The following is a 10142-nucleotide window of genomic DNA, read 5'->3' as shown; positions in this document are numbered from 1 at the left end:
TGGCTGCTGGGGCGCGTCAAAGTAAAGCCTGTGAAATATTAGCCATTAGTACCAGAACCTACCAACGATGGGTTGAAGTTGATTATTTAGGAAAAGAGGTAAGCCAAGAGTCATAAGGCTTACAATGAGGTTGGGTTTTACGTCCGAGAAACATTCATTGATATTATACGTAAGTAGATATGATTAGATTTATTGTAATAGTTCCAATTTTGGCTTTAATTTCTCTTATTATTAATTCACTAGGCGGAAGCAGGAGAAAGAGGACACTCGCTTTTTGATTTAGATCAAAAAGCTGCCTGAGTAATAGTCTTCCCCCCCTCCGACGCTGCCAGGGTTAGAAAGGGACATCCTATATTTGACTTTGATCAAAAAGTGGATGTCCTCTTTTGCTGATTTACTAGCATCAATCAACTTAATGAAGCAAAGCTAGGGAAGGGGTATCTTGGTACTAAAAACACGTAATTGGGTAGATGTCTACTGATAGATTGCTATACAAGAACTTATATACCCTTCACGAATCATTATTAGGGTATGTTGTCAGCGCTCTTCACCCCAGTCACTTATTAATATAAGCTTCGGGGGCTTCATCGCTTGGCGGCCGCTCCTAAAAACCCTTCGTTTTGGGTATACTTATAGAAAAATACCCAGTAGTACCGCTTGGCATGGTGGGTTGCATGTATTGTGGGGCTTGAATATTAGTATTGTTTGATTTGTTGGGGAAAGATTTATATAAGGAATAGAAAGAGGTCTAATATATGCTTGATTTTAAAGATGCAATTAAAGTTGTGCTTCAACATGAACAAGGTATTGTGATTGAGTCAGAAGGCTCAATTTATATTCGCTCAACTGAAGGTGAGAATTACTGCTCAGGTTATGAGAGTCCTGACGGTAAAATATCTGAAGAAGTTGAGTTTGGTTCTGATCTTGATAAAGCGGTTGATTATTTTCTATCAAAAAGGCAAAAAGAAAATCATGGGTAAATACTATTAATAATAAATTTAGTTAAAAGTTAGTAGTTAATTTTAATTGGTTACGTTAGAGTGGCGTTTATTAATAGTTAAGTTTCAAATATGAGCGAGATAAGTGCTAAAGATTGGGAATTGATAGGGCTATTTGAGCAAGAACCAGAGCGACAAGGCCTAGATCCTATCTGGTTGTTTGATGATTCAGTCTATACAGTCGTACAGGGAGTTATTGAGTTTACCTGTGCAATTAACCCATACCATCGTGATGTACGACTAATGATGTGGGCTAGTGGAAGCAACATCTATGAATATTGTGTAATGGGTGTAAAAGATATTGCAGTTAGCGGCAACTCTCTTCGTATAAATGTTAATGATGATGAGGAGATAATAATAACTGTACGACCAGTTTTAAATATAAAGCATGAAGCTAGTGACAAAACTTAACAAGGCAATGATACGGAATTTTATAAGTTCAGGACAAAGAACGAACTCCACTTTTAAAATCCGCACATTGCGGCGTAATGTGTTAACAACAAATGAGATGACACAATGCTTGAATTGCCAGGCTTATTATCAATCTTAGTCTTTCTGATAGTTATCCCTATTATCATTCCATGGGGAAGAAAGTTGGTATTAACTTCCCTCATTATTTGGTTCCTTCTTTGGGGATTGTTTTTCTTTACAATAAGTAATCCACCATTAAAGCCTGATCGCTTTGGTGGTGATTTAGTTGTAAGTTTTTTATTTATTTTAGCATTTTCAGTTGGTGTCATTGCTCGCCTAGCAGGTAGATATTTCAAGGCTACAGTGTTCAAGAGAAGTTTTTTTGGAGCTGATTAAATTAACGTTAACGAACCAGGCGCCAACAAGTAACACATAATCGAACAAAAGCTACTACCTAACCAGCCTAGTCAAACAGATCCTCAACAACTCTGTAGTGTGCCACTACACTCCCAAATATGCGGCTTCAGTGGATGCTAAGAGTCATAAGGTTTACAATGTGGTTAGGTTTTACGCCCGAGGATGTTTATTAGTAGTTATGTATTAGGAAAGGGGTTTGCGAAGTGTGTAGGTACGCATTTAATAACTATAAACAAACGTGGTCATGTTTTAACTGCAGAAAGTCGTTTAAGAAAACAAATTTGACTGATTTTCTTTCTCAAAATGGGGAACTGGATAAGTATAAGAAACTGGCCTATAGCAGAAAAAAAAGCGATAAACTAGCAGCCGAAGAAAAATATCAAACAACTGCGAAAAATATTGAAGAAGATTATTGTAGCAAAATATCCAAGTGTCCCGAATGCGGTGGACAGATGGCAAATATGGGAATGGACTTTAAATCGCCAAAAACTACTGATATAAAGTCTTGGAAAATAATTGAAGGCATGTTCAGAATAGGCGCTATATATCAATCATGTGGTTGCGAAGGCATAGGTTTTGTCCCTGCATCGGGATCTGAGTATAAACAATACCTAAAGAAAAAACTGTCAGGTTACTTAATGCGCTTAAATCAAGTTGAAACTGATGAAGAGTTAAATGCATATGAGAGAGTAGAAAGAGCTGGTTATTGGAATAGTCGTATTAAAAACATACAAAATGAGATCAAAAAAGTAATCTGTTAGCAACTGCTTCTCAGTGACCTTGCAGGATATCAGGAGCTATAAGCCCTGCAATTAGGTTAGGTTTTGTGTCAGAGTGGCGTTTATTAACAGTTAGCTTTATGGAGAGAGTCTTGGAAGATATTCCGGGGAAAGTAGTGACAGACAAGTTTGGTAATCGTTTAAAACTTTGCGAAAACTGTAATACGCCGGTGCATTTGAAAGGAACCAGGATTACCTGTATGAACGATTGCCGTATAGGTGAAGTTAACTGGCGACCTGAGTTTTCAGATGAACAACCTACCAAAGAAAACAGTTTCAACCCAGTTGTTACGAAAATGTGCACAAAATGTAAGCTGGACGGTTATATATACTTCGAAGATGGGGGTAGCTGGTACAAGAAACCATGTGAATATTGTAGCGGAAAAGGTAGCGTCAAAGAGAGAAAATATGAAGGCGGTGATTCACCATTAGCTCTTGAAGTAAGTGAAGATGGAAGAACAAAGTGCCCTAAGTGCAATTTTCGGTTTAAAGTCACTGACCCTAATGTTTGGTTAGGCGATCGGCATAGGCGTTGTGGTCAAAGACTTTCTGTACCAGATAACTGGTTACTGTATTGGCCAGAGAAAAGCTAACAAGGTGCTGTTGCTGGACTAGTTTTCCGCTGTGCTTCAAATCAGTCGCAAAAATGGGCGTTGTATGAATAAATCTATGAAGATTATAAAATGGCTAAACTAATTGAAATATATGGAGAAAAATACAGAACTGACTCCGAATTTATTGCGTTTCAGTCGTATGAGATTACGACTGAAGAGTTATTAAAATTAAAATCGTTTCCTAATCTTGTATCTATAAATTTGGGTTGTTCTAATTTAAGTGATAATGGATTAATGGTTATAAGTACTCTAGAAAATATTGAGCAGCTAAATATTCAAGAAACTGATATAACAAATGATGGGTTGCAATATCTAGGGAATATGTCCAAATTAAATGACTTGAGGGTTAAGGGAAATGAGCAGTTAACAAATGAATGTATTAAATACCTAGCTGATGTGAGTTCATTACAAATTGTTGAGATACAAGAAACAGGTATCGATTCAATCGGCCTTAGAGAATTATTAGGTACAAATGAGCTAAGTGACGTATGTATTAGTGTTTGGGAAGAAAACTTCAAATATGATGAACTATTGGAACTATCAAAACAATATCCAAAATGTGAAATTCTTGCAAAGGGGCAAGGGACTTTTTTAGCAGGGGAATTTTATGGTGAATGGTAAAAAATAGTCGAACCAATTAATCAACCTGATGCCAGGTTATTCAAATGTTAAGTTTGAAATATGAATACAGAAAATTATATTAAAAAAATTAAGAGTATAGATTGGACAATGTATGAGACAGCATATGGAAATGCATCTCAGATTCCGGTTGAACTTGAACGATTAATTAGTAATGACCAAAGTGAAGCTCTCGATGCGACTCATGAGCTGTGGTGTAGTCTTTGTCATCAACACGCATATGTCTCGTCAGCTTCAGAGCCTGCATATCATTTTTTGAAAGCAATACTTGAGACATCTGAAGATCCTATACTTACTGAACTATTAAATATATTCGCGGGGTTTGCTGAATGCACAAGTCCCAAACATCCAGATGGGAATGGTGCTTTTCAGAAAAGAGTACGAGAATTAATGAAAGAAGATATAGAATTATTCAAAAGCTTATCAGCGATTGAAGGTGAAGATGGTTTTGCGGAGTATATTGTTACGGAATTAACAACAAATATATAATCAACTAAGAGCTACTACCTACCCAGTCAAACCACAACAACTCTCCCAAATAGCCTGCTTCAGTGGCTGTTAAGAGCCATATGGCTTACAGTTATAGATTATGGATAAAAGACTTCTTGAAAGAAATGTGATGCTCCACCAGACTTATGCAGAGATTTTTATTAGTCAGTTCGAGAGGTTATGGGGACGAGATTGTACAGAGCGAGAACGTAACTATATTGAGTCATCGACCTTGTGCCTTTCATTCATGATGCAAGAATCAGTTGAGTCAGCTCTAATACATGCGATGTCGGTATCTGAGGCAAATAAGCAATACTCGTTTTTAGAGTCTCAGGTAAATGAGCGTCGAGCTGAGTTAGTTAGAGTTCTTGAAATAGTTGTAGAAGAAAACGGCCTGCCTTTATCTATCTTAGATGATTCCAACTTACTTTCAGCTGAAAAGGTATTGCTGTCTCAGCTATAATTGGGTAAGAGTTAACACTAGATCACCTCGCTGAATAGCAATTAACATAATCCCTAAAATGATTTTAGGCTTGTGTCAAAGAGGCATTAATTAATAAATAGATCTTTGGTATGTTTTACTGGAATCAAGCTAACTTTGAAGGTTTAAAAAATGTAGCCAGCGCCTATGAAGGGAAAGCTGGATATGAAGGGTTTGTAGAGTATTGCCTAAAAAAAGAACAAGGGCTAAAAAAGCAAGCAAACTCAGCAATAATATCGTTTGTTGAATATGTTAAAACGCTTCCACTGGTCAGGCAGCGAGAGATCGCTTTAGAATTTGCTGAGTTACATTTTTATAATTCTGAGATACATCAGTTGCTTTCACATCCGTTATACTCTCATATTTATACTGTTTTAATTGACTGGTCTCGAGAAAATGGAGCAACATCAGAGGTCTTCAGGTGGTTGGCAACTATGGGAGCTGGATTGTCATTTTACCAAAGAGCACTAGAGCAAGATCCAAATGACCAGATTTCAATATACAAGCTTGGCATGGCTTATATTGATGATGTAGATATGCAAACTCACCATTTAGGCGAATCAAGGCTAATAGGCAGTATAGAGGAACTAGATGTCGCTTTATCAAAGGCTGCTGAGTTATGTCATAGGCTAGTAAACAAAGAGGCAAAACGAGCTTTAGGCCAGGAAATAGAATACTACACATCTCTCGTAAATAGTTGGAAAGAATACACAAGCCAAAAACAAGAGAAGTCTTTTGTAGAATGGTGTCAGAATATGGGTGTTAAGTATAATTTTCCCACAATAGTTTATTATCAAAGTAAATGATCCAATCTGATAAGGTAAGAGCTGGTACCTAACCAGCCAAATAAAACAGATCCTCAATAACTCTGTAGTGTGCCACTACACTCACAAATATCCGGCTTCGGTGGATGCTAAGAGTCAAAAGGTTTACAATGTGGTTAGGCTTTACGCCCGAGGATGTTTATTAGTAGTTATGTATTAGGAAAGGGGGTTGCGAAGTGTGTAGGTACGCACTTAATAACTATAAACAAACGTGGTCATGTTTTAATTGCAGAAAGTCGTTTAAGAAAACAAATTTGACTGATTTTCTTTCTCAAAATGGGGAGCTGGATAAGTATAAGAAACTGGCCTATAGCAGAAAAAAGAGCGATAAACTAGCAGCTGAAGAAAAATATCAAACAACTGCGAAAAAGATTGAAGAAGATTATTATAGCAAAATATCCAAGTGTCCAGAATGCGGTGGACAGATGGCAAATATGGGAATGGACTTTAAATCGCCAAAAACTACTGATATAAAGTCTTGGAAAATAATTGAAGGCATGTTCAGAATAGGCGCTATATATCAATCATGTGGTTGCGAAGGCATAGGTTTTGTCCCTGCATCGGGTTCTGAGTATAAACAATACCTAAAGGAAAAACTGTCAGGTTACTTAATGCGCTTAAATCAAGTTGAAATTGATGAAGAGTTAAATGCATATGAAAGAGCAGAAAGAGCTGGTTATTGGAATAGTCGTATTAAAAACATACAAAATGAGATCAAAAAAATAATCTGTTAGAAACTGCTTCTCAGTCACCTCAGAGGTTACCAAGAACCATAGAGCCTCCAATGAGGTTTGGTTTAAAGTGACGTCCATTAGTAGTTATGCCTGAAATTGAAAAATGATCATAGTACAATCGATAGAATACGAGTGGGATAAATCTCAAAGAGGAAGTAAATTTGCAGTTGAAAGATCATTGCTGCCAGAAGAACTACCCATAGATGTTAAAGTCGCTGATGAGTTTATTACATTTGATAATAGAGGAAAATTTCTGAGTCGTTCTAAGAACTTAATCTTTTGTGATAAATTTATTATAAAAGCTCACTCTGAAGCACAAAATGTAGATGTTGAAATCTTAGGAAAGCAATTTACCTACGGTAGGCCTGCAACTATAAAAATTAACAGTCAGGAATGGGTTAGATTAAAATACAACTATAGAAGAGTTGAAGCTCAGTCAGATTATAGCAATTGGTATTTTGGCGTTAGGATAATTAATATTGGAATTTATGACGAATTACATCCAGGTTTATTCTTACATAATAAAATTAAGAAAATATATGATTTTCAGAGCAACCTCTATAGAATTACGAAGGTATAGTCAGCTAAGGGCCTCTCCCTGCTCACTAAAAGGATTGGCAACTTGAAAGTCGCGAAAATTTTAGGTATTTCAGTGCTGGTTTTGTTATCGCTATGTGTCACCCTTTTTTTAATGTTGATTTTCGTATTGCAAATTAACTTGAACGGAGGTTGTCAGGAAATAGCTGCAATAGCTAAAGATGAGCGAGCGGTTTCCTATTTAGATGATTGGGTTTCGAAGAATATTTTAAATCAGGGTTATACTTTCGTATATGGTATGCACGGTAGAATTTCGGCACGTGTCGGCGACCAATATGTAAATATCCCCTTATGTCAGGATAGTTGTCGCCTCACCTGAAGTAAAAATCTAAAGAAAGGGGCGCAGGTGAATGATGAGTGAAGCGCGTATCAAAAGAAAGAAAAGAAGCTATTCTAGCGAAGATGATGCCACCCCATAATATGAGTGTTCCAGCACTTGCAGAAGAAACCGGTATTTCAGCAAAAACCTTGTATAATTGGCGTCAGGTTGCGAAAAGAAAAGGCTGTGTTATGCCCGGAAACAAGAAGAATGCTGAGCAGTGGTCCTCAGCAGATCGGTTTAATATTGTGGTTGAAACGGCCCGTTTAAATGCTGCGGAATTAAGTGAATATTGCCGTAAAAAAGGCTTGTTTCCTGAACAAATTCAGCAGTGGAAACAGGCGTGTGTCGAAGCCAATGCGACCCAACAAGCTCACTCGAAAAAAGCCTATGAGCAGCTAAAACAGGAGCAAAAAAAGAACAACCGGCTTGAGAAAGAACTCAAGCGAAAAGAGAAAGCATTAGCTGAGGCAGCAGCATTACTGGTACTTCAAAAAAAAGCCCAGGCACTCTGGGGGGAGCCAGAGGACGACTAATCTCACATGACATGCGCTGCTTAGCGGTTGCACTGGTTGATGAAGCCGTAGCTGCTGGGGCGCGTCAAAGTAAAGCCTGTGAAATATTAGCCATTAGTACCAGAACCTACCAACGATGGGTTGAAGGTGGTGAAGTGACAGCTGACCAACGCCCTGAGGCGACTCGCTCATTACCCGCACATGCCTTGACAGAAGAAGAGCGTACACACGTGATGGAAGTGATGAATAGCCCTGTATTTGCGAGTATGCCTCCTAGCCAAGTGGTGCCTTATTTGGCAGATGAGGGTGTTTATTTATGTTCAGAATCGACCATGTACCGTCTATTACACGCTGAAAATCAACAGCACCATAGAGGTCGGAGTAAAGTGCCCGAGAAGAAGCCACTAGCCACTTATGTCGCCATGGCTCCCAATGAAGTGTGGTGCTGGGATATTACGTGGTTACCTGGCCCTGCCAAAGGGCTTTACTACTACTTGTATTTGATACTCGATTTATTTAGCCGAAAAATTGTTGGTTGGGAAATACATGAAGAAGAGTCATCAGAAAATGCCTCACGTTTACTGAGAAAAGCCTATTTAAAGGAAAACATTGCTACCAAACCTTTAGTGCTTCATTCCGATAATGGTAGCCCAATGAAAGGTAGTGATATGCTGCAAACGATGCATAATCTTGGTGTGGTGAGTTCATTTAATCGTCCCCGAGTGAGTAACGATAATGCATATGCCGAATCAATTTTTCGAACCTGCAAATATCGACCTCATTATCCCTATAAGGGGTTTACCGATTTAATGCAAGCAAGGGCTTGGGTGTTAAGTTTTGTGACCTGGTATAATCAAGTGCATCGGCATAGTGGAATTCAGTTTGTGACACATCAAGCACGTCATGAAGGCAAAGATCACGCTATTTTGGAAAACCGTAAGGCGGTATATGAAAAAGCAAGATTGGCCAATCCAAGACGCTGGACAGGCAAAACACGTAATTGGAACCGAATTGAAAGGGTTTGGCTTAACCCTGTTAACAATCAAATGCTAAATCATTAGTGTAGGTTGGTTGATGCGACAACTATCTTGACAAACAGCGATATCACCACATTGCCTGAGGAATCGATATCCAGAATTCCAAATGAGTATTTAAGATTTAGTATTGAAAAGGTCAGTGGTGGTCGAGATGAACCAATTACCAGTACCAATGTTGGTCAAATTGAAATTGGGTACGGGAGAAATCAAATCATCCTACTTAAGAACGGTAAGTTACTTTCAAGTTATCGAGGTGATGATGAGAAATCAGGACATTTACTTCGTATCAATGAAGCAGTGTATGCATATTGTGCGGATGCAAGGTTTTAGATGTGATCGTGTAAGAGCTTCATCTAGCCAGTTCACTGGATATCAATAGCCATAAGGCCTTCAATGAGGTTAGGTTTACGTCAGAGTGGCGTTTATTAATAGTTATAAGTCCAAAGAGTATTGATACTAATGAGTGAAGAAAGAGACGCAGGGCCACTAATCACAGCCCAAACGGGTTGGGAAGAAGCATTTCTCATTGGAACTGAAAAAGAACTTTTGACTTTCGCCAAGCACATTATCGACGCAGTAAACTCCGCTAAAAAAGAAGAGTTTTTTGGTGAAGATACCAAAATATCAAAATTCGATGGAGCCACCGGAGAGTACAGTGAAGTACTGTTTGATTGGTTAGTTGTCACAAAAAATCGCAAGCAAACAATTGAACTTGCACACAAAGTGAAGGGCTTGTAATCAGCTAAGGGCTGTTACCTAAGCAGTCATAGTAATGTTCATTGATAGTTAATGGTCAAATATGATCGAATTGAGTGCAAAGACGAAAGATGTGATAGAGATCCTATTTGGTGCTGAGAAATCTAAGCTAATAAAAAATATTTTATTAAATGAGTGCTCCACGAACCTTCCCGGCTGTGCTAAATGCGACCAAGATCACTTGGAAAGGATTTGGTTATCTGTATTAAAACTAAGTAATGGAAAGGTGTCTGAAATGGAAAGAGCTGTAAAGTTAGCAAAAACTGATTACAGAGATTTATTTATGGAAGCTGGTTTTGACTATGATCTAGAAGCACATAAAAATTGGCAGCCATGAGCATAATGACTACAAAAATACATTCATAGAGGATGCGGCTCATTGCGTCGATTATTTTTGCATTAAATTTCAAAAAATAAGAAGATAAATCATGCCCGTAATGAATACTAAACAGTGCTTTTCCAGGGTAGCCATTGCTGATAGCAGTATTCTCCGTATTTCTGCTATTCAGAACGGAAATTACATTCTTATGGC

At 38.0% G+C, this 10142-nt stretch carries 16 protein-coding genes; all 16 read left to right on the top strand.

Features of this window, described 5'->3' with window-relative positions:
- Window positions 1-755: 755 nt before the first annotated feature.
- The 16 genes from KCG35_RS22545 (at window position 756) to KCG35_RS22470 (ending at window position 9947) form a co-directional block, all read left to right on the top strand.
- Complete coding sequence (locus KCG35_RS22545) at window positions 756-980, top strand: hypothetical protein (protein ID WP_094789943.1); 225 nt, start codon at window positions 756-758, stop codon at window positions 978-980.
- A gap of 90 nt (window positions 981-1070) precedes the next feature.
- Window positions 1071-1409 (top strand): hypothetical protein, encoded by a 339-nt coding sequence (locus tag KCG35_RS22540; protein ID WP_215822117.1) that lies wholly within the window; start codon window positions 1071-1073, stop codon window positions 1407-1409.
- A 105-nt stretch (window positions 1410-1514) separates the two neighbouring features.
- Complete coding sequence (locus KCG35_RS22535; protein WP_215822116.1) at window positions 1515-1805, top strand: hypothetical protein; 291 nt, start codon at window positions 1515-1517, stop codon at window positions 1803-1805.
- Window positions 1806-2107: 302 nt separating this feature from the next.
- Window positions 2108-2587, top strand: coding sequence for a hypothetical protein (locus tag KCG35_RS22530; RefSeq protein ID WP_215822115.1), 480 nt, complete (start codon window positions 2108-2110; stop codon window positions 2585-2587).
- Between the two features lie 218 nt (window positions 2588-2805).
- Window positions 2806-3198 carry a hypothetical protein gene (locus KCG35_RS22525; protein ID WP_215822114.1) on the top strand — a complete coding sequence of 131 codons (393 nt, stop codon included), beginning with the start codon at window positions 2806-2808 and terminating at the stop codon, window positions 3196-3198.
- A 90-nt stretch (window positions 3199-3288) separates the two neighbouring features.
- Window positions 3289-3840 (top strand): hypothetical protein, encoded by a 552-nt coding sequence (locus KCG35_RS22520; RefSeq protein WP_215822113.1) that lies wholly within the window; start codon window positions 3289-3291, stop codon window positions 3838-3840.
- A 60-nt stretch (window positions 3841-3900) separates the two neighbouring features.
- Window positions 3901-4347, top strand: coding sequence for a hypothetical protein (locus KCG35_RS22515; protein ID WP_215822112.1), 447 nt, complete (start codon window positions 3901-3903; stop codon window positions 4345-4347).
- Window positions 4348-4447: 100 nt separating this feature from the next.
- The gene (locus KCG35_RS22510) at window positions 4448-4810 is read left to right on the top strand and encodes a hypothetical protein (RefSeq protein ID WP_215822111.1); all 363 of its coding nucleotides are present in this window, start codon (window positions 4448-4450) and stop codon (window positions 4808-4810) included.
- Window positions 4811-4920: 110 nt separating this feature from the next.
- Complete coding sequence (locus KCG35_RS22505) at window positions 4921-5634, top strand: hypothetical protein (protein WP_215822110.1); 714 nt, start codon at window positions 4921-4923, stop codon at window positions 5632-5634.
- 272 nt (window positions 5635-5906) lie between these two features.
- Window positions 5907-6386 (top strand): hypothetical protein, encoded by a 480-nt coding sequence (locus KCG35_RS22500; protein ID WP_215822109.1) that lies wholly within the window; start codon window positions 5907-5909, stop codon window positions 6384-6386.
- A gap of 103 nt (window positions 6387-6489) precedes the next feature.
- The gene (locus tag KCG35_RS22495; RefSeq protein WP_215822108.1) at window positions 6490-6966 is read left to right on the top strand and encodes a hypothetical protein; all 477 of its coding nucleotides are present in this window, start codon (window positions 6490-6492) and stop codon (window positions 6964-6966) included.
- Between the two features lie 42 nt (window positions 6967-7008).
- Entirely contained in the window at window positions 7009-7302 is a 294-nt protein-coding gene (locus tag KCG35_RS22490; protein WP_215822107.1) for a hypothetical protein, read from the top strand.
- 38 nt (window positions 7303-7340) lie between these two features.
- Window positions 7341-8878, top strand: a protein-coding gene (locus KCG35_RS22485) for an IS3 family transposase (protein WP_309227486.1) whose coding sequence is annotated in 2 segments (ribosomal slippage) — window positions 7341-7812 and window positions 7812-8878 — 1539 coding nt in all. Because the reading frame shifts where the segments join, the coding sequence is not laid out codon by codon here.
- A 27-nt stretch (window positions 8879-8905) separates the two neighbouring features.
- Window positions 8906-9184, top strand: a complete 279-nt coding sequence (locus KCG35_RS22480; protein WP_215822106.1) for a hypothetical protein — start codon at window positions 8906-8908, stop codon at window positions 9182-9184.
- Window positions 9185-9313: 129 nt separating this feature from the next.
- A complete protein-coding gene (locus KCG35_RS22475; RefSeq protein ID WP_215822105.1) occupies window positions 9314-9592 on the top strand; it encodes a hypothetical protein in 279 nt (92 codons plus the stop codon).
- Window positions 9593-9653: 61 nt separating this feature from the next.
- Window positions 9654-9947 carry a hypothetical protein gene (locus KCG35_RS22470; RefSeq protein ID WP_215822104.1) on the top strand — a complete coding sequence of 98 codons (294 nt, stop codon included), beginning with the start codon at window positions 9654-9656 and terminating at the stop codon, window positions 9945-9947.
- Window positions 9948-10142: the final 195 nt, after the last annotated feature.

The organism is Zooshikella harenae (genome assembly GCF_018837975.1).
Classification (GTDB): Bacteria; Pseudomonadota; Gammaproteobacteria; order Pseudomonadales; family Zooshikellaceae; genus Zooshikella; species Zooshikella harenae.
This window is presented reverse-complemented; position numbering and strand designations above follow the sequence as displayed.

Bases quoted from the DNA above. Each gene is read 5' to 3' on its own strand.
- KCG35_RS22540 (WP_215822117.1), top strand. From the start codon at position 1,071: ATGAGCGAGATAAGTGCTAAAGATTGGGAATTGATAGGGCTATTTGAG.
- KCG35_RS22470 (WP_215822104.1), top strand. From the start codon at position 9,654: ATGATCGAATTGAGTGCAAAGACGAAAGATGTGATAGAGATCCTATTT.
- KCG35_RS22515 (WP_215822112.1), top strand. From the start codon at position 3,901: ATGAATACAGAAAATTATATTAAAAAAATTAAGAGTATAGATTGGACA.
- KCG35_RS22505 (WP_215822110.1), top strand. From the start codon at position 4,921: ATGTTTTACTGGAATCAAGCTAACTTTGAAGGTTTAAAAAATGTAGCC.
- KCG35_RS22520 (WP_215822113.1), top strand. From the start codon at position 3,289: ATGGCTAAACTAATTGAAATATATGGAGAAAAATACAGAACTGACTCC.
- KCG35_RS22545 (WP_094789943.1), top strand. From the start codon at position 756: ATGCTTGATTTTAAAGATGCAATTAAAGTTGTGCTTCAACATGAACAA.
- KCG35_RS22495 (WP_215822108.1), top strand. From the start codon at position 6,490: ATGATCATAGTACAATCGATAGAATACGAGTGGGATAAATCTCAAAGA.
- KCG35_RS22475 (WP_215822105.1), top strand. From the start codon at position 9,314: ATGAGTGAAGAAAGAGACGCAGGGCCACTAATCACAGCCCAAACGGGT.
- KCG35_RS22535 (WP_215822116.1), top strand. From the start codon at position 1,515: ATGCTTGAATTGCCAGGCTTATTATCAATCTTAGTCTTTCTGATAGTT.
- KCG35_RS22525 (WP_215822114.1), top strand. From the start codon at position 2,806: ATGAACGATTGCCGTATAGGTGAAGTTAACTGGCGACCTGAGTTTTCA.
- KCG35_RS22510 (WP_215822111.1), top strand. From the start codon at position 4,448: ATGGATAAAAGACTTCTTGAAAGAAATGTGATGCTCCACCAGACTTAT.